The sequence below is a fragment of the Marinobacter sp. genome (assembly GCF_040904845.1).
In the GTDB taxonomy this organism is placed as follows: Bacteria; Pseudomonadota; Gammaproteobacteria; order Pseudomonadales; family Oleiphilaceae; genus Marinobacter.
The window spans coordinates 1-23,429 of record NZ_JBBDSR010000109.1; the positions used below are offsets into that span (position 1 = coordinate 1).

The window sequence follows — 23,429 nt, forward strand, 5'->3', positions numbered from 1 at the left end:
CCTTCGGCCCATCCATGGGGCGCTTGGGCTCCGCCATCCATGGCTCCGCACAGTTCTGGACAGTGCCGCCTCAACGGTTCTCGAACAACTCGGCTGGATTCCGCTGAGCCGAGGTTGTTAGGAAGTTACGGTAGGTCGGATTAGCCAAAGGCGTAATCCGACAGCCCTGAACGCTCCGACCGCTCAGTGACAAAATAACCAACCACAGCAATCAGCCTACTACAGGCGTGGCCCGTTTGATAATGGCCGCCGCGTCGGTGCCGGAGGGTAAATTACCGTAGTTCAGGCCGCCGTTGGATTGCAGACGGGCCGCGCAGAAGGCATCGGCGACGGCCGGGTCGGAGCCGCGCAGCAGCAGGCTGGCCTGCATGGCCAGTGCCAGGCGGTCGACGAGGTTGCGGGCGCGGTACTGGATGTCGCTGAAGTCGGCAAAGTCGTTTTGCAGCTGTGCCAGGAAGCGGTCGAAGCGGACATCGCTGCCTTTGGCTTCGGCGGCTTCGCGGAAGAAGGCATCGAGGGTTTCAGGCTCTTTCTGGATGGCACGCAGGGTGTCCAGGCACTGGACGTTGCCGCTGCCTTCCCAGACGGCGTTGACCGGGGATTCGCGCAGCAGCCTGGGCATGATGCAGTCTTCCATCACGCCGTTGCCGCCGATGCATTCCATGGCCTCGTAGGCGTGGTTCGGGGTGCGCTTGCAGATCCAGTATTTACCGACGGGGGTGGCCAGGCGCGCCAGCAGGCGTTCGTGTTCCAGGTGCTGATTGTCCAGAGCGCGGGCGATGCGCAGGGTGTAGGCCATGGCGGCTTCGCTTTCCAGCGCCAGGTCGGCCAGCACGTTCTGCATCAGTGGTTGTTCAATGAGCCGGTTGCCGAAGGCGCTGCGGTGGCGGCAGTGGTGAGTGGCCTGGGCGACGGCCTGGCGCATGCCGGCGGAGCTGCCGATCATGCAGTCGAAGCGGGTCATGGCGACCATTTCGATGATGGTGGGCACACCGCGGCCTTCGTCGCCGACCATCCACGACAGGGCACCGCGCAGTTCGGCTTCGCTGGAGGCGTTGGCGACGTTGCCCATTTTGTTTTTCAGGCGCTGGATCTGCCAGGGGTTTTTGCTGCCGTCGGGCCGCCAGCGTGGCATCAGGAAGCAGGACAGGCCATTGGTGGTCTGGGCCAGCACCAGGAAGGCGTCGCACATGGGGGCAGATACAAACCATTTATGCCCCACAAGTTCATAAGCTTGTCCCGGGCCTTCGGCACCGACGGGGTAAGCGCGGGTGCTGTTGGCGCGGACATCGCTGCCGCCCTGTTTCTCGGTCATCGCCATGCCGATGGTCACGGATTGTTTCTGGCCGTCGGGCACATTGCGGGAATCGTAGTGGTTGGCGAGGATGCGATCTTCCCACAGGGCCGCCAGTTCGGGCTGTTTGCGAATGGACGGAATGGCCGCGAAGGTCATGGTGATCGGGCAGCAGTGGGCGGCTTCGACCTGGGAATGCAGGTAGTATTTGGCTGCGCGGTTCACATGCGCGCCCTGTCCCGGGTTGGTCCAGGGGCTGCTGTGCAGGCCGTGTTCCATGGCGATGGCCATTAACTGATGGTAGGCGGGGTGGAACTCGACCTGATCAATGCGATTGCCAAAGCGGTCATGGGTGTGGAACGCCGGTTTGTTCTCGTTGGCCCGGAAGCCCAGTTCGATGGTTTCGCGAGCACCTGCCAGCGCTCCGAATTCGCTCAGCCCGGCGGCGGTGGCATCGCCGCCTTCACGCGCTACGGCTTCTTTGAGTGCCGGGTCCTGGTCAAACAGGTTGTAGTCTTCCAGCGCGGGCGGCTGGTTGACCACGTCGTGAGTGACGGCGAGGTAGCGGTCCTGTGGCCGGGCATCGTCGAGCGCGGTGGCGGCGGGTGAAACGGGCTGGCCGGCGTTCATGTTACCTCCTGGTGCCGGTCAGCCCCTGCATGCAAAAACGTAGGATGGCGTTGACCAGCGGGTCGTTGTTGTCGTCTTTTAAATCTGGTTGATCACCGGCCTGGGTCGGCGACAGGGGGCCGACCAGGCTTTCGGCGATGGCTCCAACCAGGCAGGTGCTGGTTTGACGTGCGTCCTGCTCCGGGATGCAGCCTTCGTTCATGCCTTCATCGATGGCTTGCTCAAACAGTCGGGCATAAGCCTTGCGGTAGGCCAGCCGCTCTTCTTCCACTTTCGGGTCTACTGGCTCTGCGATCAGTGACCAGGCCATGACCGGCCCCCGCAGCGCCCGTTCGGCGAACTGCCGGAGGGCTGCCTCCAGCCGGTTGGCCGCGTTTCCCCCGGTGGTGGTCAGCGCCTGGGCGACCTTGTCCACCTCACGCTGGGTCGCAAGCCGGAAAATCTCCGCAAACAGGTCCTCTTTGGACTCAAAATGGCGGTAGATGGTTCCTGTCGCTACCCCGGCGCTGACCGCTATGGTGGTAATTCTGGCGCTGCGAAATCCGCTCTCGGCCACGCACTGGTAAGCGCAGGTGACGATACGCTGGCGAGCCTCTGCCTTGCGTTGGCGCATCTTTTCAGTTTCGCGGTAGGCCATGCTGGCTCCTTTGAAATAGTGAATCATTATTCATTCTTTGTGTCAACCCAAGAAACCCTGGCTGATGGGTAATTTTATGCATTAAATTCAATATGTTATTTTTGATTACAAAACGTTACATAAAAATCATTGCCCTGAAATGGCGCTGTCCAGAAAAGCGGATTATAAAGACGCCAAGGCGAGCCAAAATGTGGGACATCGCCGAGACAGGGCGGCCCGCCCAAGACGGGTGCGGGGCGTTCGCAGATCTGTTTTCGTTGATGGAGAGTGAGGCCGTGAGTGAATTCGACGAAAGCAACCTGGCGCATGCCGGGAGCTGGAGCAGTGACAATGAAGACACCCACTCCGTTGCTGGGCGAGCCCGGGTTCGTGCGCAGTTGCAAGCGGATATCGAGGCATTTCTGGGCCAGGGCGGGCAGATCCAGGAGGTGGATACGGCGTTTCGTTCGGACCCGTCCCGCAAGGTAGAGATTGGTTTCAACAACCGATCACTCTGATCCACCCGTTCCTGCAGTTTGGGGGGCGGTGCTGTTTTTGAACGCTGTCTCAGCGTGAGCTGGCGCATTGGTCTATTCTGAGTCCTTGATCGCCGGTGCCCGCTGGCGCACGGCGTTTTCCCAATTCAACAAGAACATGCACATTATGAAAGTCTCTCTTTGGCTGGCAACCGGTTTGCTAGTGATCATAGCAGTCATTGCCGGCCTTTGGTTGACAGCCGGTGCACCTGAGCGCACTGCGCCTGAGATCGTTGCCGATCAACAACCGCCGGAGCCGGCCACGACGAGCGGCGATGAACGACCTTCCCGTTTGGTGGGACAGCCAGCGGACGATGGCGTGCCGGAAACCTTGCCGGCGTCCCTGGCCGGTACCGCGGTGCCCCCGGGCTGGGCAAAGGTAGACAGTAACGGCAACCTGATACCGACGCCGCAACTGCGACAGTTGTTTGAGTACTACCTGTCAGCCCTGGGTGAAGAGCCGTTGCCGGTGCTGGTGGCCCGTATCGAGCAGCAGCTGGCGCAGCTGCAGGAGCCGGCGCGGTCGGAGGCGCTGGAGATTCTGGGGCATTATCTTGACTATAAGCTGGCGCTCGGTGAGCTCGAAGGGACCTACGGCGATGCCGCAGAGCTTGATCCCGGCGAGGTAGAGCGCCGTATGGCGGAGATTCGGGCGCTGCGTCGCACCTGGCTGGATGCCGATACTGCCGATGCCTTTTTCGCGGGTGAGGAAGCCATTGATCAGTTCCAGCTCCGGCAACGCCAGATTGCCAATGACCAGACCCTGAGCGCCGACGAGCGCGCCGAGGCTCTGGCCCGTGCCGAGCAGGCGTTGCCGGAACCGGTACGCCGTGCGCGGCAGGAAACCCGTCGCTTTGCCGAATACGAGCAGGCGAGACAAAACCTGGCCAGCGATCCGGATGCCCTGAAAGCCTGGCGGGAGGAGGCGTTTGATGCGGAAACGGTGGAGAAACTGGAAGTGGTGGAGGCTCGCCAGCGTCACTGGGATAGTCGCTGGCAAGCCTACCGTGAGGAGCGCAACGCACTGAATAAAGCCGGCCTGGCGGCACCGGAACGGGAGGCGGCGGTCAAGGATCTGAGAGAGCGTCACTTCGACGGACCAGAGCGCTTGAGGGCAGAAGCACTGGATTCCCTCCGGTAATCTGGTTGTCACACGGTTCCGCTAGGGTCTCTCTGGCCCCGGCGACCTGCCCCCGGTTTGATCGGGCGTGTATGATGAGGGCAATCACGGTCGGTTTTAGCCGGTCGGCAATGTGCCTGTCTTCTACATGCCCTCAGGAGGTCATTCGTGCGTTCACCTATAAATCGTGCTTTTCCCGCAGCCCGCTTGCGCCGTAATCGTGCCGATGATTTTTCCCGCCGTCTGGTCAGAGAACACCAGTTGTCTGCGCAGAACCTGATCTATCCGGTGTTTGTGTTGGAGGGGCAGGGGCAGCGCGAAGCCGTGCCATCGATGCCGGGGGTTGAGCGGCTGAGCATTGATTTGCTGGTCGAATTGGCCAGCGAACTGGTGGACCTGGGTATTCCGGCGGTGGCGCTGTTTCCGGTGGTGCCGGACGGAGACAAAAACCTTTCAGGGACCGCTGCCTGGAATGCTGACGGCCTTGCCCAGCGTGCAGTGCGGGCGCTGAAAAAGGCACAGCCCGAACTGGGCGTGATCACCGATGTCGCGCTGGACCCGTTCACCACCCACGGGCAGGACGGCATCATCGATAACGACGGCTATGTGCTGAACGACGTTACGGTGGAAGCGCTGGTCAATCAGGCGCTGTCTCACGCCGATGCAGGGGCCGATATCGTTGCCCCGTCGGATATGATGGATGGCCGGGTGGCCGCGATCCGCGATGGCCTGGAGTCCGCCGGCTATGTGAATACCCGCATTCTGGCCTATTCTGCGAAGTATGCGTCCAGTTATTATGGCCCGTTCCGGGATGCGGTCGGGTCGGCGGGTAATCTTGGCAAGGGCAATAAGGCCACTTATCAGATGGACCCCGCCAACAGCGATGAGGCCCTTCACGAGGTCGCCATGGATCTGGCCGAGGGCGCAGATATGGTGATGATCAAGCCTGGTATGCCGTACCTGGATATTGTGCACCGTGTGAAACACGAGCTGCAGGTGCCGACGTTCGTTTACCAGGTCAGCGGGGAATACGCCATGCACATGGCGGCGGCCGAGAACGGCTGGCTGGACGGCGATGCGGTGATGATGGAAAGCCTGATGGCCATGCGCCGTGCCGGTGCCGACGCGATTCTGACCTATTTTGCGGTCAGGGCGGCCCGGCTGATGCGCGAATCAGCCAGCAGTGCGAAACAACAGTAACCAATCTGGAAACCGTCAGTCATGAGTACCGAATCTGCCACTGAGCTGCACGTATTGGACGATCAGAGTGTTCCCGCCCCGGTGGAGGTGCCGGCGGCAGGCGAAGGCGTTGACCTGGGTGCCAGCGAGAATTTCTTTAACCGGGAACTCAGTCAGCTCCAGTTCAACTACCGGGTGCTCAAGCAGGCGCTGGATACCACTCACCCACTGATCAATCGCCTGATCTATTGCTGTATTTTCAGCAGCAACATGGACGAGTTTTTCGAGATTCGCGTGGCCGGGTTGCGTCAGCAGGTGAAGTACGGCCGTGAAACCATCGGCTCCGACGGTATGATGCCGGAGCAAGTGCTGGCGGAAATCAGCCGCGTGGCGCACGAATACATTCGCGAGCAGTATGACATCCTCAACAACGTGCTGATCCCGGAAATGGAGCGGGAGAACATCCACTTTGTGCGCCGCCGGGAGTGGACCCCGGCCCAGGCCGATTGGGTGCGCCGTTACTTTGACGAAGAAATTCTGCCGGTGGTCAGCCCCATCGGGCTGGACCCGTCTCATCCGTTTCCACGGCTGGTGAACAAGAGCCTCAATTTCATTGTTGAACTCGACGGCAAGGATGCGTTCGGTCGCGAAACCGGCATGGCCATAGTGCCGGCACCGCGTTCGCTGCCGCGCCTGGTGCGCCTGCCCGATGACGTCTGTGACGGTGGCACCAACCTGGTGTTCCTGTCCTCGATGATTCACGCCCATGCCGACGAACTGTTTCCCGGCATGGAGGTCAAGGGTTGCTATCAGTTCCGGCTCACCCGCAACGCCGACCTGGAGCTGGAGGACGATCTGGAAGATCTGGCGTCCGCCCTGCGAGGGGAATTGCTCAGCCGTCGGTTCGGCGATGGTGTGCGCCTGGAGGTGGCGGATAACTGCCCGCAGGAACTGGTGCAGTTTCTGTTGACGGAGTTCGGCCTCACGGACCGGGACCTCTACCAGGTCCACGGTCCGGTCAACCTGACCCGGCTGTTGGCGGTGGGCGGTCTGGTCGACCGGCCGGACCTGACCTATTCAGGCTTTTCGCCGTCCATCCCCCGGCAGATCCGCAGCAAGGATTCCATGTTTGATTCCATTCGCAAACGGCCGATCCTGCTGCTGCATCCCTTTGAAAACTTCAGCCCGGTGGTGGACCTGCTGCGCCAGGCGGCCAAAGACCCTCAGGTACTGGCTATTCGCCAGACGCTCTATCGCACCGGTGCGAATTCCGAAATCGTCGAGGCGCTGGCGGATGCGGCCCGGCGCGGCAAGGAGGTGACCGCGGTTATTGAACTGCGAGCCCGCTTCAGCGAAGCCGAAAACCTCGAGCTGGCGAGCCGCCTGCAGGAAGCCGGGGTGATCGTGGTTTACGGCGTGGTGGGTTACAAGACCCACGCCAAGATGATTCTGATCGTCCGCCGGGAAGAAGGCCGTCTGCGCCGTTATGTGCATCTGGGTACCGGCAATTACCACGCCGGCAATGCCCGCCTGTACACCGACTACAGCTTCATGACCTGTGACGAGTCCATCGGTGACGATGTCAACAAGCTGTTCCAGCAGTTGACGGGTATGGGTAAGGCGCTGAAGATCAAGAAGCTCTTCCACGCGCCGTTCACCCTGCACACCCGGTTGTTGAGCCTGATCGACCGGGAAGCCGGGCTTGGGCCGAAAGGCCGCATCATCTTCAAGTTCAATGCCCTGACCGAGCCGCAACTGATCAAGGCACTGTACCGGGCCTCCCAGGCAGGGGTCAGAATTGACCTGATCATTCGCGGCATCTGTTGCCTGCGGCCGGAGGTCCCCGGGTTGTCGGATAACATCCGGGTCCGGTCCATCATCGGGCGTTTTCTGGAGCACACGCGGGTTTATTACTTCGGTCACAATGGCCGTCCGGAGGTATACTGCTCCAGCGCCGACGGCATGGAACGCAACCTGCTAAGCCGTATTGAAACCGCGTTTCCGCTGGAAGATTCTCATCTGGTGGCGCGGGTGCGCGAAGATCTTGACACCTACCTGGCGGACAACTGCCAGGCCTGGGTGCTGCAACCCGATGGCAGTTACCTGCAGAACCAGCCGGCGGACGGCGATGATCGCCTGGCATCGCAACTGGTCTTGCTGGAGCGCCTGACGGCACAATAAATCACAGGGTGTGGTGGAGAAATCGTTTGAAAAAGACCGTCGTAGTAGTGGGTGTTGTGGTCCTCGCGGCCGCAGTTTCAGCGCCCTGGGTTATGGGTACCGTGACCGAACAGCAATGGCACCAGGCAATGTCTGACGTCAATGGGGCGCAGCGCTTTGTCCGCCTGGAAACCGGCGAGTACGAGCGGGGCTACCTGGGCGGTCAGTTTGACGGCACGGTGGTCATCGATGACCCCGCAAGCGATCAGCCCATGGAGTTTGACTACCAGGCCAGAGTCTCCCACGGCATTACCGGCAGCCTGCTGGAGTTTTCCCTGGCCGATGACGTGCCGGAGGAGGTGAGCGGCTTGTTCACCAACGACAAGCCTCGGTTGACGCTGGAAACCCGCTTTTGGGGAACGGCCGTCGCCGAGCTGACCATGCCCACGGTTTCCGTTGTTGACGAAGAATCAGGCGGAACACTGCAGTCGTCCGGTGGGTACGCCCGGGCCGACATCAGTGATGGCGGTGCCGATGTGGACCTTACCGTGGTGTGGCCGGGCATGGTGATGACCACGCCCGAGATGAACCTGTCATTACAGGATGTCCGGCTGGAGCAGGGCTTTCACCACCTGCGAGGGGATGTCTGGACGGGTGAAGGCGAAGTGGAGCTAAAGGCACTGGAGCTTGCGTTCCCGGGCCAGGAATCACTGAACCTGGACGGCTTCAACCTCGCCAGTAAAACCTGGACCACCGATGGTGATAACACCTTGCATGCGGAAACCACGGCGACCCTGGACAGCCTGACCGCCGGGGCCGAGACGTTTGGCCCCCACCGTCTGCAATTCGTCATGGAGGACCTGGATGTCGACAGCTGGAACACGCTGACGGCGGCGTTATCCGAGCTTCAGGTGGCGGCCATGGATCAGGGCGGATCGCCGGGCGCGTTCAACGCCCAGATGGCCAGCATGCAGCAAATGAACGGTGCGATGATGGACCTGGCGGCAGAAGGCTTCGGCATCGGCTTTCCGGAGATCAGTTTGATGACTCCCGATGGCGAAGTGAGGGGCCAGGTGATGATCGGCCATCCAGCACTGTCGGATGAAGAGCGGGCGAAGATGCTGATGGTCATGCAGCGCCTGACCGGGGAGATGGATGTCAGCCTGCCGGTTGCGCTGGCGGAGGACCATCCGGCGCTGATGATGCAGATCGCCCCCCTGATCAAGCAGGGGATGATGACCGAGGAGGGGGATCGTTTCCGCCTCAGTGCCGAGTTGAAAGATCTGGCACTGGACGTCAATGGTGTCATTCTCCCGTTACCGCCGCTGCTTTGACCGCGGCGCTCTTTCCAGGAGGTAGCGCCGGGCGTTAGCTCAGGATTGCTGAAACTTCAGCTTCAGGGCCGCCTCGACGGCGGGGTCGACAAATTCCGAAACATTGCCACCCAGGGACGCGATTTCCCGAATCAGGGTAGAGGAAATGTAGGACAGGTGGTTGGCCGGTGTCAGGAACACGCTTTCCACTTCCGGTGCCAGACGGCGGTTCATATCCGCCAGCTGGAATTCGTATTCAAAATCCGACACCGCCCGCAGGCCCCGGAGAATCACGGTGGCGTTCTGTTCCCGCACAAAATCCGCCAGCAGGTTGCTGAATCCGGTCACGCTGACGTTGGGGATGTGAGCGGTGGCCTGTCTGACCAGCTCACAGCGTTCTTCCAGATTCAGTAGCGGCTGCTTCTTCGAGTTGTAGGCCACGGCGACCACAATTTCGTCGAACATGCGACCGGCACGCTCGATCAGATCGGTGTGGCCATTGGTAATGGGGTCAAAGGTGCCCGGGTATATGACTTTAGGCATGCACTGCTCCTTGAGTTACAGGCCTACAGGATACCCGGGCATCGGCGGCTTTGTCAGCTTTTGAGCCGGCTGGCCAGCCGCGTGCTGTTTCTGGCCGCCATCGCGTAGACCGACAACTGGGGGTTGGCACCGATACTGGTGGGGAAAATGGAGGCATCGTGGATGCTCAGATTCGCCACCTGATGATGCTCGCCAAACCCGTTCACCACCGAATTCTTCGGGTCTTCGCCCATGCCGCAGCCGCCCATCTGGTGCGCGGTAAACAACCGTACCCGATGCAGCTCCATGGGCAGGGTGTCGATGGCGGCTTTGGCGTCGGCCCAGCGGTCGAACCAGGGTGAGTCCAGGTGCATCAGCCGCACCTGTCTGGCACCGGCCGCAAACTGAATTTCCGCCATGGTGTGGAACGCCTCACGCAGGCCTTTCCAGAGGTAGTCCGTCACCGGGTAATCCAGCACTGGGCTGCCGTCATCGCGGAGGCTGACTGTGCCGCCCTGGCTGTCTTCATGAAAACCGTCCCGCATGAGGGCGATCACCGAATTCATCCACGGCAGCTGTTTCAGGTTGGCGAGTTGCTCCTCACCATGGCCGGGTACTACGCCGGCTGACATTGCCGGGTGCAGGGGCGGCACCTCCAGTTTAAAGCCGGCTGGCCCGTCCACGCCGTCACGGAAATTGAACTCGTCTGAGTAGATCGATTGGGGCGCGCCATAGAAAGGGTCAACCTTCTCCGGCATCTGTGCCACTGAGGCGTTAACCGGGTGAATGAACGAGCGCTTGCCGACCCGGTTGTGGGGGTCCGGCAAGCGGGAGCGCAACAGCAATCCGGGGGAGCCGATGGCACTGGCGGCGACCACAAAGTGCCGCGCCTTGAGCGTGACCGTTACGCCGGAAGGCGTCACGCTGTCGGCGGACATGGCGGTGGCGACCAGGTGGTCGATCCGGTCCTGTTTCATCACCAGTTTGTCCGCTCGCAGGCCGTGGAACAGCTGGGCGTTATTGTCCAGAGCACCGGGAATGGTGGTGGTCAGCGCGCCCTGCTTGGCGTTGGTGGGGCAGCCGACACCGCAGTAACCGAGGTTCCAGCAACCCTTGACGTTGCGGGGGATGACTTTCCAGGAATAGCCAAGCTGGTCGCATCCCTGGCGCAGAATGTCGTTGTTGACGTTGGGGTCGGTCAGCCACGGGCTGATGGTGTGGTGCTGCTCGCGGCCGTCAAACCAGGGCTTCATTGCCGCTGGCCGCAAGTCGTCCAGCCCGAATTGGTCGGCCCAATAATTCAGGGTGGGTTCCGGGGTGCGGAAGCTTGAGGTCCAGTTGACGGTGGTCGAGCCGCCTACGCAGCGCCCCTGCAGGATGGCAATGGCACCGTCTTTGGTGACGCGGCTCATGCCTTCCTGATAGAGCGAGGCGTAGGCGCTGAGCTCATCCATTTTGAAATCTTTCTGGTAGTACAGCCGGCCTTCTTCCACCAGGATCACCGACAGCCCGGCGCGGGCGAGAATTTCTGCGGTTGTGCCGCCCCCCGCGCCGGTGCCAATGACCACCACATCCGCTTCGTGGGTCTGGTGGCTGGTGAGAGTGCTGGCATCGGTGACACGCCAGCCGGCTTCAAGGCCCTGGGCAATACGATCGGTTAACGACATGGTTGGCTCCGGTAATCAGCAATGGCGGTATCAGGCGGTTTTGAACTGGGGCAGGGCATTCATGGCCCAGGCCGGTGGCCCCGGGTAGCCCGAGAGGTGCCAGTGGGCTGGGTGCCCATAAAACGCCACGTTGCTGATCTTGGTCAGGGCTATGTAGCCGTTGTTGAACAGGCCAATCCCGCTGGTACGCCAGCGTTCCAGGAAGGCGTTCGCGTCGGCGGTGGAGGTATTGGCCCAACTGGACCAGACCCGGGCGATGGTGACTCGCGTCAGGCCGAAGTTGAGCAGGTCGAACAATTGACGCAGCTCCTTCTGGTTGGCCGCCCCGAACTGCACCATGCCCTGATCGATGCGTTCAATGGTGGCAGCGATGGCCTGGCTTCGCTGTTCGGGTTGTTCGCTCAGACCGGGACCGATGATCGCCGGCAGCAGCGCCTCGAACAGGGTAATGTCCTCCCGGGTCAGGAACTGGAAGCGGTAACTGGCGTCCATTCGGGTGTCGACAGCGCTCAGCCGTCCGGCGGGGGCGGTGGCACAGCCGCTGAGGCCAGCGCCGAGACTGGCGGTGCCGAGAAACAGAGCGCCACCGAGCCCGGTGCGCAGGAAGCTGCGACGGTCCATCGAGGCCAGATCGTGCGCATCAGATGTTGGAGCTTGGGGCATGACAGGTCGCCTTTTTATTATCGTTGGCGGAATCACCGCCGGCCCGTATTGAATCTGGGCCGGCCTGCATCACCGATTCAGAGGTATCAGCGAATAAACAGTTTATAGACCATTTTGTGGGCGGCGGTACCATGGGGTGCGTACACGTATTTGCCGCTGTTGAATTTCTGTTTGGTGAAAATGGCCCGCTGGTGGGAGAAGGTCAGGAAGCCTTCCTTGCCGTGGTAATGGCCCATGCCGGAATCGCCGATACCGCCGAAGGGCAGGTCGTCCTGCGCTACGTGCATGAGGGCGTCGTTGATGCAAATGCCACCGGAATGGGTGCTATCCACCACGTGTTGCTGCAGGGTCTTGTCGTAGCCGAAGAAATACAGGGCCAGCGGCCGTGGACGGTCATTGATGTAGTGGATCGCTTCGTCCAGGTTGCCGTAGCCGATCACCGGCAGGATTGGCCCGAAGATCTCGTCCTGCATGACCTTCATGTCTGGTGTGGTGTTCAGCACCAGGGTCAGCGGCATTTTGCGGGTGCCGTCGCTGAGATTTTCCCGTGCGGGGTTGATCTCAATAATCTCCGCCCCTTTCTCTCGGGCGTCTTTCAAGTAGCCTTGCAGGCGATCGTACTGCCGCTCGTTGATGATGGCGGTGAAATCGTCGTTATCCCGCAGGCTGGGGTACATGTCACTGAAACGCGCCCGGAATTCGTCAACAAATGTTTGAACCCGGTCGGCGGGGCACAGCACGTAATCCGGTGCCACGCAGGTCTGGCCGGCGTTGAAGGCCTTGCCAAAGGCAATACGCTGGGCGGCGTCTTCCATCGGTACGTCGGACGACACAATGGCCGGTGACTTGCCGCCAAGCTCCAGCGTCACCGGGGTCAGATTCTCTGCGGCGGACTTCATCACCAGCTTGCCGACCGACGTAGAGCCGGTAAACAGCAAGTGGTCGAACGGCCGGGCAGAGAAGTCAGCGGCCACATCCGCCTCGCCGTTGATCACTGAGACCAGATCCTCCGGGAAGGTGGACTCGATGATGTCCTTAAACAGCGCCGAGGTGTGGGGTGTGAACTCTGACATTTTAACCATGGTGCGGTTGCCCGCTGCCAGAGACGCCACCAGCGGGCCGACGGCCAGAAAAAGCGGGTAGTTCCACGGTACGATCACGCCCGCCACGCCTTTGGGCTGGTAATGCACCTTGTTGCTGGCGGGCTGGAACAGTACCGACACATGGCGCTTGGACGGCTTCATCCAGCTGCTCAGATTCTTCAGGGTGTAGTTGATGCCCTGAATGGAGGGCATGATTTCGGCAATCAGGGACTCGTCCCGGGAGCGGCAGCTGAAGTCCCGGTCGATGGCGTCGGTCAGTTTGTCCTGGTTGCTCAGCAGCGCCCGCTTCAATCGCTTCAGATTTTCCTGGCGCTCGGTCAGCGACGGCATCGGGTTGTTGCGAAAGGCCTTTTTCTGGTCTTCGAAGACACGATGTGTATGCTGGATCTGCTTTTTGCTTTCGGTCAACTGGACGACAGTCGCTCCCATGGGATTCTCTCCTTGCGGACCCGGATCGCGTGCCGGGTGCGCTGTTGTTGTAAGGTGATTTCGCTTCAGGGCGGTGAAAAAATACCCAGTTTGCGCTTGAGGGTATTATTAGAGTATATACTCTAGGGAGTCAAGAAAAGCCGGATGGCGGATCAGGCCATCCGTGGGTCACACCACGACATTCCACAACAACAAAGCCAAGCTGAACCTATGAAAACCAGAGACAAGATTCTGCTGTCCAGCCTGGAGCTGTTCAACGAGCGGGGTGAGCGGAACATCACCACCAATCACATCGCCGCGCACCTGGCCATTTCTCCGGGCAACCTCTATTACCATTTTCGCAACAAGTCGGACATCATTTACGAAATCTTCCTGGAATACGAAAAACTGGTGGACTACTACCTGGATATTCCGGAGGACCGACCGCTGACACTGGAAGACATGACCTTCTACCTGGAGTCCGTGTTTGATGGCTTGTGGAGTTACCGGTTCTTTCACCGGGATCTGGAATACCTGCTTGATGGCGACAGCCGCCTGCGCCAGGATTATCGGGATTTCACCAATCGGTGCCTGGACGCCATCAGCCGAATTTTCGAGAAGCTGGCGGAGGCGGGGATTATCGAGCCCCAGCCCGAGGAGTTGCGTTCGGCCATGTCCTTGAATGTCTGGCTGGTGATCACCAACTGGATGGCATTCCTGAAAACCGCCCATGCGGGTGAGGCGGCAGTAACGCTGACACTGACCGAGCTCAAACAGGGCATCTATCAGGTGCTGACGCTGGAAATTCCCTACCTGAGTCCGGCCTACCGCGACCGGGTGATGGCGCTGAGGGAAAAATACCGCCCGCACCTGCCGGATGCCGCCGCCAGTGATGGCGCTTTCGATGCCAGAGTGGGCCTGATTAAAAAATAATCGAAAGTTTGGAACTTTTTATATCTGGGTGTGTCCTATAAGTGACGCCGGGGATCCGGACATCCTGGGCGTCACCCTGAGTGAGTTCTCAGGTTTTAGCACGTCGCAAACCCTGACGTTTCGCCGGCTTGTCTGATGGCAAGCCGGTTTTTTAGGGTCTAGGTTGACTCAATGATTGACTCCACCCCCTCGAGCCAGTCATTCAGTGCCTCGCGGCACTCATCGACACCCCGCTTGGACGTTGCCGAAAACATCACCAGATGGTGCACGCAGCTGAAATTTTCGAGTTTGCTGGCGATGCCTATCATGGCGGTTTTGGCCTGCCCAAATTTCAGTTTGTCTGCCTTGGTGGCCAGAATCATCAATGGCAGCTTGTTATGCTCGCACCATTCCACCATCATCTGGTCAAAATCGGTTAACGGGTGGCGAATGTCCATGACCAGAACCAGCCCGCGCAGGCAACGGCGGTCATTCAGATAATGGCCGAGATGTTTCTGCCAGTCGTCTTTCATGTCCCGGGAAACTTTGGCGTAGCCATAGCCAGGCAGATCCACCAGGCGGCGCTGGTCGCGATTGAGGGTAAAGAAGTTGATCAATCGGGTGCGCCCCGGGGTTTTACTGGTGCGCGCCAGCTTGCCATTGGCGGTAATGGAATTGATGGCGCTGGATTTGCCCGCGTTGGAGCGCCCGGCGAAGGCCACCTCGGCACCCGAGTCCGCTGGGCACTCTTCCAGTTTGGATGCGCTGATGAGAAAACGCGCGCTGTTGAAGGAAATCGGTTTCGGGGTCAGATCGGATGACACGGTAGCTGGTTTTCCTATTGGATTTCAGTTATCAGGGATTAATGTATAATGCTACACCAATTCTGGACACTACGCTGTGCGTAGCTGCCGAACAGCCCCGGTTCGCGCCTTTTGGGCCAATGCCTGCCGGCTGGATAACGAAGAATACCTTTGGATGAGAGAAGCGGAGCGAGCATGAAAAAACTGATCGCAGGAGTTGTTCTCGGCGTTGGCCTCACAGCGATGGCGCACGGGGCGGGAGATCCTGAAGCAGGCGAGAAAAGTGCAGCCGGATGTGTGGCCTGCCACGGTGCGGGCGGAGCCAAACCGATGATGGGGGCCTACCCAAAGCTGTCGGGGCTGGGTGAAAAATACCTGTACCAGCAACTGGTGGCCATCAAGGAGGGTGATCGTCAGATCGCTGAGATGACCGGCTTGCTGGATGATATGTCCAATGATGATCTGCAGGACCTGGCCGCGTATTTTGATGATCAGGATATGACGGTTCAGCAGGCAGACCCGGACCTGGTCGACGAAGGCCAGGCAATCTTCCGTGGCGGCAATCTGGCCTCGGGCGTGCCGGCCTGTTCCGGTTGCCATAGCCCGCAGGGCGACGGCAATGCGCCGGCCGGTTACCCGCGTCTTGGTGGCCAGAATGCGGAGTATCTGGAGAAGCAGTTGAAAGCCTATCGCGACGGTGAGCGCGACGGCGGTCAGAACGCCTTCATCATGATGGACGTTGCGGCCAAGCTGTCTGATTCCGAAATCGAGGCTGTGGCCAGCTACATTTCCGGCCTGAACTGAGATCCGGCATCTGAGAATCTGAAAACCCCGCCCAGTGCGGGGTTTTTGTTATGTCTTTCCCCGCTTTAATCTGGCACCGGTGGAACTTTTCGCGCACGCTGGGTCATAATCAATTCCAGTAACCAAGGTCATTAACGGAGATAGTCGATGTTGAGAAGTCTGAGTACAGCAGTCACGTTGCTCGCGGCGTTCGCCATCGCCGGTCCGGCAAGCGGTGCCGAATGGCAGGAAGGGACCCACTACAAAGAATTGAGCTCGCCGGTTCGTACCGACAATGGCGATACGATCGAAGTGGCGGAAGTGTTCTGGTATGGCTGCCCCCATTGTTACAACTTCAAGCCGCTGGTGGAGCCCTGGGCGGAAGATCTTCCCAAAGGCGTCGATTACGTTCAGATTCCTGCGGCGCTTGGTCAGTCCTGGGAGCCCCACGCCAAAGCGTTTTACGCGCTCGAAGCCATGGGTGAGCTTGATAAAGTGCACGACGCTCTGTTCGATGCCCTGGCGCGGGATCGTCAGCCGCTGAATTCTGGTGAGGCGCTGGCAGAATTCGTCAGCGGCCATGACGTTGACGGTGACGCCTTCCTGAAGAGCTACAACAGCTTCGGCGTCAGCGCGAAAATGCAGAAAGCCCAGTCCAAGATTCGCGGCGCGCGGATTACCGGCACACCGACTATGCTGGTGAATGGCAAGTACACGGTAAGCGCATCCATGGCCGGTGGCCACGAAGCCGTGCTGGACGTGGTGGATTACCTGATCGAACGGGAGCGGGGCGAGGCCGAATAAGGTCACCTGCAACAACAGGTGCTCGGTGTCACACAGTCGGGTGGGCTGGTAAGCATGTACAGACGCTTTCGCAAACAGCTGGACGGAATGTTCCGCCCAGCCAGAGAGCCCAGGAGCAGTTGCAGCTCCGGTAGCGAGCATGTGCCCGAGTTCGAGGCGCACCGGCACATCCGATTGCTGACGTTCAATATCCAGGTCGGTATCAACACCTCGTCCTATCGCCACTACCTGACCCGCAGCTGGCAGCACTTCCTGCCCCACCGCAACCGCATCGACAACCTTGACCGTATTGCCTCCCTGCTGCGCAATTACGACGTGGTGGCGCTGCAGGAGTGCGATGGCGGCAGCTTGCGCAGTGCCTACATCAACCAGGTCCAGTACCTGGCGGAAGCCGCCGGTATTCCTTACTGGTATCAGCAGCTGAATCGCAATCTTGGACAGATCGCACAGCACAGCAACGGCCTGCTGAGCCGTTACCGCCCGCTGGATGTCACCGAACACAAGCTCCCGGGGCTGATCCCCGGTCGCGGCGCAATTATTGCCCGTTATGGTTCGGAAGACGACCCGCTGGTGCTGGTGATGATGCACCTGTCGCTGAGCCGTGCCGCCCAGCAACGCCAGCTCGGGTATATCCGCGAGCTGATCGGTGATTATCAACACGTGGTGCTGATGGGCGACATGAATAACCACGCCGAAGAGTTGCTCACCCAGACCCCCCTGAAAGAAACCAACCTGGTCCCGCTGCCGGACACCGCCCACAGCTTCCCCAGCTGGCGTCCGGAAAAAGCATTGGACCACATCCTGGTCAGCCCCAGCCTGGAAATCCGCCGTTCCGAGGTGGTGAGCTATCCGATGTCGGATCATCTGCCGATAGCCCTGGATGTGGCTTTGCCCAAGGGGTATCTGGAAACGTTCTGACGTCTGAATGGTTCAGGCAATAAAAAACCCGGCACCAGGCCGGGTTTTTTATCAGGTCACCAGATCAATTACTTGATCTTGGCTTCCTTGTACGCAACGTGCTTACGGACAACCGGATCGTACTTTTTGATCTCGATTTTTTCCGGGGTGTTACGCTTGTTCTTGTTGGTCGTGTAGAAGTGACCAGTGCCTGCTGATGAAACCAGCTTGATTTTCTCGCGCATGATACGGCTCCTTAAAATTTCTCGCCGCGGGCACGAAGATCGGCCAGCACAGCGTCGATGCCTTTTTTGTCGATGATGCGCATACCCTTGGTGGATACACGCAGCTTCACGAAACGCTTCTCTGATTCAACCCAGAAGCGGTGGTTCTGCAGATTCGGCAGAAAGCGACGACGGTTGTGGTTCATCGCGTGGGATACGTTGTTACCGGTGACCGGACGCTTACCGGTAACCTGACAAACTCTGGACATACTTGCCTCCGACCTGAGCAATGGTCTTAATATACGAATTCGTTTAATTGCGCTTCTGGTTGTCGCTGCTTGCGCCACGAATAGCAAGCTGCTCGCCAGACGCCGCCAGAAAGGGACGCTTTTATACCAGAACTGGCCCCCCAACGCAAAAAATTGTTGGGAAATTGGCCAGTTTTCTGGTTCTGGCCCAGTGCGGTTTACATCAACCCCTGTTCGGCGAGGGATGTTACCTCACCGTGGCCAATAACCATATGGTCAAGAACCCTGATATCCACCAATCCGAGTGCTTCTTTCAGGCGGCGGGTGAGGGCGATGTCCGCCTGGCTCGGTTCCGCCACGCCGGACGGATGGTTGTGGGCAAAGATGACCGCGGCCGCATTATACTCTAAAGCCTGGCGCACTACCTCCCTTGGATAGACTGCCGCACCGTCGATGGTGCCACGGAACAGTTCCCGGTACTGGATCACCCGGTGGCGGTTGTCCAGAAACAGGCCGGCAAACACTTCGTGCGGGTAAGTGCCCAGGCGGCTGCACAGAAAACGCCGGGTGTCGGCGGGCGAGCGCAGCGGGTCGCCCTGTTTCAGGGGTTCGTCCATCACTCGCTGCGCCATTTCCATGGCGGCCTGAACCTGGGCGTATTTGGCGGTGCCCAGGCCTTTGACGTCACAGAACCGCCGTTGCGAGGCGGTCATCAGGCCGCGCAGACCGCCGAAGTTGTCGACCAGATGACGTGCCAGCGCCATCACGGGCATGCCGGCGGTGCCGGTGCGCAGGAAGATGGCCAGTAATTCGGCGTCGGACAGGCTGCTGGCACCGTGGGCCAGGAGTCGTTCCCGCGGGCGTTCGTCCGTGGGCCAGAGAGAAGAGGTCATGGTTGCATCCTTGCGGTCTGTTATTGTGTGGTGGTGAGGTGCCGGGCGCGTCCTGCGCAGGCCACTGAAAATCGTCATAAAGTCTACCACGGCTTGCGGGCTGCCGGCAGGCGTTTGCCGTGGTATCTTATAACCCCTTTCTATTATTCGGGTACGGAGTGGGTATGGCCCCAAAACGAATTCTGCTGGGAATCACCGGTGGTATCGCCGCCTATAAAAGCGCGGAGCTGGTGCGGCTGCTGAAAAAGGCCGGGCACGAGGTGCGGGTAGTGATGACCCGGGGCGCGGAAGCCTTTGTGACGCCGCTGACCTTTCAGGCCCTGAGCGGAGAGCCGGTGCGTACATCGCTGCTGGACCCCGAAGCGGAACAGGGCATGGGCCACATTGAGCTGGCCAAGTGGGCCGATCATGTCATCGTTGCTCCGGCCTCTGCCGATTTCCTCGCGCGCCTGGCCAACGGCCTGGCCGACGATCTGTTGTCGACTCTGTGCTGTGCGACAGAGGCCCCGATAGCGCTGGCACCGGCCATGAACCAGGCAATGTGGAACAACCGCCGTACGCAACGCAACATTGAATTACTGGCGGGCGATCCGCAAATCCAGCTCTGGGGGCCGGACCAGGGCTCCCAGGCCTGTGGTGATACCGGCCCGGGACGCATGCTGGAGGCCCAGGCCCTGTTTGAACGCATTGTTGCCGAGCCCGACGGCCGTTTGGCGGGCAAGCGAGTGGTGATTACCGCCGGTCCGACCCGCGAGCCGATTGACCCGGTGCGTTACATCAGCAATCACAGTTCCGGGAAGATGGGGTATGCCATGGCGGCCGCTGCCCGTGCCGCGGGTGCGAAGGTCATACTGGTCAGTGGCCCGGTGACGATTCCGGCACCGGCCGGTGTGGTAGTGCGCCCCGTGATCACCGCCGAAGACATGCTGGCGGAAGCCAGCCGCGCCGTGGACGAAGGCTGCGACCTGTTTATTGCCACCGCTGCGGTGGCGGACTACCGCCCTGACTGTTGCGCTGACGACAAGATCAAGAAGACCCAAGAGGACATGACCCTGGCGCTGGTGCGCAATCCTGACACCCTGGCCACCATCGCTGCCCGGCCCAATGCCCCGTTTACCGTGGGCTTTGCCGCGGAAACCACGGATGTCGAGCACTATGCGCGGGACAAGATGCAGCGCAAGCAGCTGAACATGATTGTCGCCAATGACGTTTCCGTGCCCGGGCTGGGCTTCAACAGCGATCGCAACGCGGTCACCGTGTTCTGGCCCGGCGGGCAGCAGTCCATCGGGCCGGAAAGTAAAACCGGCATTGCCAGCCAGTTGATGGACCTGCTCGCGGAACAGCTCCCCTGAAGGCTCTTAATCCCTAAAATCCACGCATGACAGGACTTTGCATGACACGTAAAAAACTTCAGGTTCGCATTCTGGACGCCAGAATCGGCCAGTCCATTGCGTTTCCGGAATACGCCACTGACGGCTCGGCGGGACTGGACCTGCGCGCTTGCCTGGATCAGCCACTCACGCTGAAGCCGGGTGACACCCAGCTGATAAATACCGGGCTGTCGATTCACATTGCCGATCCGTCGTTGGCGGCCATGATCCTGCCCCGCAGTGGGCTGGGCCACAAGCACGGCATCGTTTTGGGCAATCTGGTCGGCCTGATTGACTCGGATTACCAGGGCGAGCTGATGGTTTCCTGCTGGAACCGTGGCCAGAGCGAATTCACCGTTAATATTGGCGAGCGCCTGGCGCAGCTGGTGCTGGTGCCGGTGGTGCAGGCCGACTTTGAAGTGGTGGAAGCGTTTGACGCCAGCGATCGCGGTGCCGGCGGTTTTGGTTCCACCGGCCGTCATTGAGCCGGTAACAGACTGTAAACGCGGAAGAACCATCGGGCGTCTATACTTGGCTGGTAACTCATTGCCGCAGAAAAAATGATAAGTGCAGGATGGACTCATGAAGCTGGGTAAAAAGAAGAAGTCGGAAGAGGCCGTTGCAGACAAGCCGGAGGAAAAACCGGCCGCAGAGGAGAACACCAACGGTTCATCGACTAAGGGTTCCCGCCCCAAGCACTTGAAGACCGTGGCGAGCGTTCAGGCCATCACTGTATTGCTGTCCGGACTATTGGCGGCCGCGCTGATTTACTGGCTGGCTGTCACCCCCGCAGAATTCCGCCGGGCCGAACTGCAGGCCTCGGTAGAGGTGGATGCTGCCGCCCTTCGCATCAATCAGCAGATGACGCTGCTGCAGTCGGCGGTGGAAGGGCTGGCGGCCCAGCGCCACGTTCGCGACGCGCTGGGTAGCCGCCCGCAGACCGAATCGGTGAGCGCAGAGCTTGCTGACGCGTTGCCGGGCGTTCAGGCGGTCCATCTGTTCCCTTACCGCGATATTCCCCGCAGCGCCAGCGGTTCCGAAACCCTCGGTTTCGCAGGGCTGGATCTCGCGCGGCGTGCCGAGGCGGGCCGGTCACTGCAACCTGATGCGTTCCCCAGGGATGGACAGTGGTATTTCCAGTTGGCGGCTCCCATCCGTAATCCTGATAACCGCGCCATGGCCGGCAGTATGTTGGTGGTATTTGATGCGGCTGAACTGGCCTCCCTGTTGACGGTGGTTAATGGGGAGCTTGGCGGTGAGCTGGCGTTGGTTCAGACCGTTAACGGCGCTGCCCGCACGGTGGTCAGTCGTGGCGCTGGCAGCGGCACGGTGGTGGAGCGGGGCCTGAATGCGCCGGACTGGTCCATCAGTTACACACCGGCGTCGGGGCCGGCCCCGGTCGTGAACACGACACTGGCGCTGATTTTGATCATTGCGCCGGTCTTGCTGGCAGCGATAGCCATCTGGGCCCTGCTTGGCGCAGCGCAGCGCAGTATCCGTCAGGATGTGGCCGCGCTGACCCAATGGGCGCATAAGGTGTTCGGTGGTGAACGGGTCAAGTTGCCGCCGGTGAAATGGGATGTTGTCGCCGCCACCGGCGAGGTGCTTCAGCGTTTGACCCAGGTGGTGGAGAAACGGGTATCCAAAGCGTCGGAAACGGCGCGGCCAATGGCACCGGAAAAAGCAGCCACGGCGTCGGCGGAGGAACCGCTGTTTCAGGAAAAGGACATGCTCGATATCGATATGCTGGACGGCGACGATGACGTACTCGGCTTTGGTGGCGGGAGCGACGGCGATATCGGCAGCACGCCGGAGGTTGAAGAAACGGTGCTTCCAGATGTAGAGGTGCCGGACGGTATATTCCGCGCCTATGACATTCGCGGCATTGTCGGCGAGACCCTGTCGGAAGAGATTGTTGCGGTCATCGGGCGCGCCATTGGCAGCGAAGCGGTGGAGCGTCAGCTTGAGAGTATCTGCATTGGTTATGATGGCCGCCATTCCAGCCCGGCGCTGGCGGACGCGCTGGCACAGGGCATCATGGCCGCCGGCTGCAACGTCATCCAGGTGGGTGCCGTGCCCACTCCGGTGCTGTATTTTGCCACCCACGAGCTGCAGACCGGTTCCGGGGTGATGGTGACCGGCAGTCACAATCCGGCCAATTATAACGGTCTGAAAATCATGCTGGGCGGGGAAACCCTGTCCGGTGAAGCCATTCAGAAACTGCTTCAGCGCATCCAGACTGGCGACTTTGCCAGCGGGCAAGGCACGCAGTCCTCCGAAGACGTCCGCCGCGCCTATCTCGACCGTATTGTCGGAGACATTGCGGTGGCTGCGCCACTCAAAGTGGTGCTGGATGCCGGTAACGGCATTGCCGGTGAGCTTGCCCCCATCCTGGTGGAAGAGCTGGGGTGTGAGGTGATCCCTCTGTATTGCGACGTCGACGGCGATTTTCCTAACCATCACCCCGACCCCGGCAAGCCGGAAAACCTGGTGGACCTGATTGCCCGGGTCCAGGATGAAAAGGCTGATATTGGTCTGGCCTTCGACGGCGATGGTGATCGCCTGGGCGTGGTCACCAACAGCGGCAAGATTATCTGGCCGGACCGCTTGCTGATGCTGTTCGCCCGTGACGTGGTGTCGCGTAACCCCGGCGCGGATGTGTTGTACGACGTGAAATGCAGCCGCCGTCTGGCGGGGGTGATTTCCGAAGCCGGCGGCCGGCCGATCATGTGGAAAACCGGCCACTCGCTGATGAAGGCCAAAATGAAGCAGACCGGTGCCCTGCTGGCCGGGGAGATGAGCGGCCATGTTTTCTTTGGCGAGCGCTGGTACGGTTTCGACGATGGCCTGTATTCGGCCGCCCGCCTGTTGGAGATTCTGGGCATTGAGGATCGTCACAGTGATGAGGTATTTGAAGACTTCCCCGAGGACATCAGCACACCCGAACTGAACGTTGAGGTCACGGAAGAAACCAAGTTTGAACTGATGGAGCAACTGGGCCGACAAGGCGAATTCGGCGATGGCAACATCAGCACCATTGATGGCATCCGCGTGGATTATGCCGATGGCTGGGGGCTGTGCCGGGCGTCCAATACCACGCCGATGCTGGTGCTGCGGTTCGAAGCGGAAACCGAGGACGCGCTCGAGCGTATCAAGCAGGTGTTCCGTGACCAGTTGCAGAAAGTTGCCCCGGATCTGGTCGCCGGCTTTTGAAGGCGGCCCGGGGCTCTGAAATAATGATGTGTGTTTTTCGACTATCGAACGTTTATCAAGGCTAAGGCAGC

Annotated in this window: 22 protein-coding genes; 12 read left to right on the top strand and 10 right to left on the bottom strand. The window is 60.2% G+C overall.

Going from position 1 to position 23,429, the window contains the following annotated elements; translation table 11 throughout:
• Window positions 1-211: 211 nt before the first annotated feature.
• Both WD429_RS13760 and WD429_RS13765 read right to left on the bottom strand, forming a co-directional pair.
• Window positions 212-1,924: an acyl-CoA dehydrogenase family protein gene (locus WD429_RS13760; protein WP_368422754.1), complete on the bottom strand. Its 1,713-nt coding sequence runs from the start codon at window positions 1,922-1,924 to the stop codon at window positions 212-214.
• A gap of 1 nt (window position 1,925) precedes the next feature.
• On the bottom strand, window positions 1,926-2,561 hold the full coding sequence (locus tag WD429_RS13765; protein WP_368422755.1) for a TetR/AcrR family transcriptional regulator: 636 nt from the start codon (window positions 2,559-2,561) through the stop codon (window positions 1,926-1,928).
• A gap of 275 nt (window positions 2,562-2,836) precedes the next feature.
• Between WD429_RS13765 and WD429_RS13770 the strand changes: the two genes are divergently transcribed.
• From WD429_RS13770 to WD429_RS13790, 5 genes are all read left to right on the top strand, one after another.
• Complete coding sequence (locus tag WD429_RS13770) at window positions 2,837-3,058, top strand: hypothetical protein (protein ID WP_368422756.1); 222 nt, start codon at window positions 2,837-2,839, stop codon at window positions 3,056-3,058.
• Between the two features lie 145 nt (window positions 3,059-3,203).
• On the top strand, window positions 3,204-4,217 hold the full coding sequence (locus tag WD429_RS13775) for a lipase secretion chaperone (RefSeq protein ID WP_368422757.1): 1,014 nt from the start codon (window positions 3,204-3,206) through the stop codon (window positions 4,215-4,217).
• Window positions 4,218-4,364: 147 nt separating this feature from the next.
• Complete coding sequence (gene hemB / locus WD429_RS13780) at window positions 4,365-5,396, top strand: porphobilinogen synthase (protein WP_368422758.1); 1,032 nt, start codon at window positions 4,365-4,367, stop codon at window positions 5,394-5,396.
• Between the two features lie 21 nt (window positions 5,397-5,417).
• Window positions 5,418-7,556: a polyphosphate kinase 1 gene (gene ppk1, locus WD429_RS13785; protein WP_368422759.1), complete on the top strand. Its 2,139-nt coding sequence runs from the start codon at window positions 5,418-5,420 to the stop codon at window positions 7,554-7,556.
• A gap of 26 nt (window positions 7,557-7,582) precedes the next feature.
• Complete coding sequence (locus tag WD429_RS13790; protein WP_368422760.1) at window positions 7,583-8,869, top strand: DUF945 family protein; 1,287 nt, start codon at window positions 7,583-7,585, stop codon at window positions 8,867-8,869.
• A 39-nt stretch (window positions 8,870-8,908) separates the two neighbouring features.
• On the opposite strand, the gene coaD is transcribed toward WD429_RS13790, so the two are convergent.
• The 4 genes from coaD to WD429_RS13810 all read right to left on the bottom strand — a co-directional run bounded on the left by coaD (window position 8,909) and on the right by WD429_RS13810 (window position 13,232).
• On the bottom strand, window positions 8,909-9,391 hold the full coding sequence (coaD, locus tag WD429_RS13795; protein WP_368422761.1) for a pantetheine-phosphate adenylyltransferase: 483 nt from the start codon (window positions 9,389-9,391) through the stop codon (window positions 8,909-8,911).
• A 53-nt stretch (window positions 9,392-9,444) separates the two neighbouring features.
• Window positions 9,445-11,037 (bottom strand): GMC family oxidoreductase N-terminal domain-containing protein, encoded by a 1,593-nt coding sequence (locus WD429_RS13800; RefSeq protein WP_368422762.1) that lies wholly within the window; start codon window positions 11,035-11,037, stop codon window positions 9,445-9,447.
• A gap of 30 nt (window positions 11,038-11,067) precedes the next feature.
• Window positions 11,068-11,700 (bottom strand): hypothetical protein, encoded by a 633-nt coding sequence (locus WD429_RS13805; RefSeq protein WP_368422763.1) that lies wholly within the window; start codon window positions 11,698-11,700, stop codon window positions 11,068-11,070.
• An 86-nt stretch (window positions 11,701-11,786) separates the two neighbouring features.
• Window positions 11,787-13,232 carry a coniferyl aldehyde dehydrogenase gene (locus WD429_RS13810; protein ID WP_368422764.1) on the bottom strand — a complete coding sequence of 482 codons (1,446 nt, stop codon included), beginning with the start codon at window positions 13,230-13,232 and terminating at the stop codon, window positions 11,787-11,789.
• Between the two features lie 210 nt (window positions 13,233-13,442).
• Between WD429_RS13810 and WD429_RS13815 the strand changes: the two genes are divergently transcribed.
• Window positions 13,443-14,144 carry a TetR/AcrR family transcriptional regulator gene (locus WD429_RS13815; protein ID WP_368422765.1) on the top strand — a complete coding sequence of 234 codons (702 nt, stop codon included), beginning with the start codon at window positions 13,443-13,445 and terminating at the stop codon, window positions 14,142-14,144.
• Window positions 14,145-14,302: 158 nt separating this feature from the next.
• Here the strand turns inward: WD429_RS13815 and yihA are convergent, their stop codons facing one another.
• Window positions 14,303-14,947: a ribosome biogenesis GTP-binding protein YihA/YsxC gene (gene yihA / locus WD429_RS13820; protein WP_368422766.1), complete on the bottom strand. Its 645-nt coding sequence runs from the start codon at window positions 14,945-14,947 to the stop codon at window positions 14,303-14,305.
• Between the two features lie 174 nt (window positions 14,948-15,121).
• On the opposite strand from yihA, the gene WD429_RS13825 reads away from it, so the two are divergent.
• From WD429_RS13825 to WD429_RS13835, 3 genes are all read left to right on the top strand, one after another.
• Window positions 15,122-15,730 (top strand): cytochrome c, encoded by a 609-nt coding sequence (locus WD429_RS13825; protein WP_368422767.1) that lies wholly within the window; start codon window positions 15,122-15,124, stop codon window positions 15,728-15,730.
• Window positions 15,731-15,877: 147 nt separating this feature from the next.
• Window positions 15,878-16,513 carry a thiol:disulfide interchange protein DsbA/DsbL gene (locus tag WD429_RS13830; RefSeq protein ID WP_368422768.1) on the top strand — a complete coding sequence of 212 codons (636 nt, stop codon included), beginning with the start codon at window positions 15,878-15,880 and terminating at the stop codon, window positions 16,511-16,513.
• Window positions 16,514-16,567: 54 nt separating this feature from the next.
• Window positions 16,568-17,431 (top strand): endonuclease/exonuclease/phosphatase family protein, encoded by an 864-nt coding sequence (locus WD429_RS13835; protein ID WP_368422769.1) that lies wholly within the window; start codon window positions 16,568-16,570, stop codon window positions 17,429-17,431.
• A 68-nt stretch (window positions 17,432-17,499) separates the two neighbouring features.
• Here the strand turns inward: WD429_RS13835 and rpmG are convergent, their stop codons facing one another.
• The 3 genes from rpmG to radC all read right to left on the bottom strand — a co-directional run bounded on the left by rpmG (window position 17,500) and on the right by radC (window position 18,775).
• The gene (gene rpmG, locus WD429_RS13840) at window positions 17,500-17,655 is read right to left on the bottom strand and encodes a 50S ribosomal protein L33 (RefSeq protein ID WP_007153739.1); all 156 of its coding nucleotides are present in this window, start codon (window positions 17,653-17,655) and stop codon (window positions 17,500-17,502) included.
• 11 nt (window positions 17,656-17,666) lie between these two features.
• Window positions 17,667-17,903: a 50S ribosomal protein L28 gene (gene rpmB, locus WD429_RS13845; RefSeq protein WP_368422770.1), complete on the bottom strand. Its 237-nt coding sequence runs from the start codon at window positions 17,901-17,903 to the stop codon at window positions 17,667-17,669.
• A 197-nt stretch (window positions 17,904-18,100) separates the two neighbouring features.
• On the bottom strand, window positions 18,101-18,775 hold the full coding sequence (gene radC, locus WD429_RS13850; protein WP_368422771.1) for a DNA repair protein RadC: 675 nt from the start codon (window positions 18,773-18,775) through the stop codon (window positions 18,101-18,103).
• A gap of 164 nt (window positions 18,776-18,939) precedes the next feature.
• Between radC and coaBC the strand changes: the two genes are divergently transcribed.
• From coaBC to WD429_RS13865, 3 genes are all read left to right on the top strand, one after another.
• Window positions 18,940-20,127: a bifunctional phosphopantothenoylcysteine decarboxylase/phosphopantothenate--cysteine ligase CoaBC gene (gene coaBC / locus WD429_RS13855; protein ID WP_368422772.1), complete on the top strand. Its 1,188-nt coding sequence runs from the start codon at window positions 18,940-18,942 to the stop codon at window positions 20,125-20,127.
• A gap of 41 nt (window positions 20,128-20,168) precedes the next feature.
• Window positions 20,169-20,630, top strand: a complete 462-nt coding sequence (dut, locus tag WD429_RS13860) for a dUTP diphosphatase (protein WP_368422773.1) — start codon at window positions 20,169-20,171, stop codon at window positions 20,628-20,630.
• A gap of 97 nt (window positions 20,631-20,727) precedes the next feature.
• The gene (locus tag WD429_RS13865; RefSeq protein WP_368422774.1) at window positions 20,728-23,358 is read left to right on the top strand and encodes a phosphomannomutase/phosphoglucomutase; all 2,631 of its coding nucleotides are present in this window, start codon (window positions 20,728-20,730) and stop codon (window positions 23,356-23,358) included.
• Window positions 23,359-23,429: the final 71 nt, after the last annotated feature.

Coding starts and splice junctions, on each gene's coding strand:
- coaBC (WP_368422772.1), top strand. CDS start 18,940: ATGGCCCCAAAACGAATTCTGCTGGGAATCACCGGTGGTATCGCCGCC.
- WD429_RS13775 (WP_368422757.1), top strand. CDS start 3,204: ATGAAAGTCTCTCTTTGGCTGGCAACCGGTTTGCTAGTGATCATAGCA.
- WD429_RS13825 (WP_368422767.1), top strand. CDS start 15,122: ATGAAAAAACTGATCGCAGGAGTTGTTCTCGGCGTTGGCCTCACAGCG.
- WD429_RS13865 (WP_368422774.1), top strand. CDS start 20,728: ATGAAGCTGGGTAAAAAGAAGAAGTCGGAAGAGGCCGTTGCAGACAAG.
- WD429_RS13815 (WP_368422765.1), top strand. CDS start 13,443: ATGAAAACCAGAGACAAGATTCTGCTGTCCAGCCTGGAGCTGTTCAAC.
- WD429_RS13810 (WP_368422764.1), bottom strand. CDS start 13,232: ATGGGAGCGACTGTCGTCCAGTTGACCGAAAGCAAAAAGCAGATCCAG.
- rpmB (WP_368422770.1), bottom strand. CDS start 17,903: ATGTCCAGAGTTTGTCAGGTTACCGGTAAGCGTCCGGTCACCGGTAAC.
- WD429_RS13800 (WP_368422762.1), bottom strand. CDS start 11,037: ATGTCGTTAACCGATCGTATTGCCCAGGGCCTTGAAGCCGGCTGGCGT.
- coaD (WP_368422761.1), bottom strand. CDS start 9,391: ATGCCTAAAGTCATATACCCGGGCACCTTTGACCCCATTACCAATGGC.
- ppk1 (WP_368422759.1), top strand. CDS start 5,418: ATGAGTACCGAATCTGCCACTGAGCTGCACGTATTGGACGATCAGAGT.
- radC (WP_368422771.1), bottom strand. CDS start 18,775: ATGACCTCTTCTCTCTGGCCCACGGACGAACGCCCGCGGGAACGACTC.
- rpmG (WP_007153739.1), bottom strand. CDS start 17,655: ATGCGCGAGAAAATCAAGCTGGTTTCATCAGCAGGCACTGGTCACTTC.
- WD429_RS13765 (WP_368422755.1), bottom strand. CDS start 2,561: ATGGCCTACCGCGAAACTGAAAAGATGCGCCAACGCAAGGCAGAGGCT.
- WD429_RS13830 (WP_368422768.1), top strand. CDS start 15,878: ATGTTGAGAAGTCTGAGTACAGCAGTCACGTTGCTCGCGGCGTTCGCC.
- WD429_RS13835 (WP_368422769.1), top strand. CDS start 16,568: ATGTACAGACGCTTTCGCAAACAGCTGGACGGAATGTTCCGCCCAGCC.
- WD429_RS13805 (WP_368422763.1), bottom strand. CDS start 11,700: ATGCCCCAAGCTCCAACATCTGATGCGCACGATCTGGCCTCGATGGAC.
- WD429_RS13760 (WP_368422754.1), bottom strand. CDS start 1,924: ATGAACGCCGGCCAGCCCGTTTCACCCGCCGCCACCGCGCTCGACGAT.
- dut (WP_368422773.1), top strand. CDS start 20,169: ATGACACGTAAAAAACTTCAGGTTCGCATTCTGGACGCCAGAATCGGC.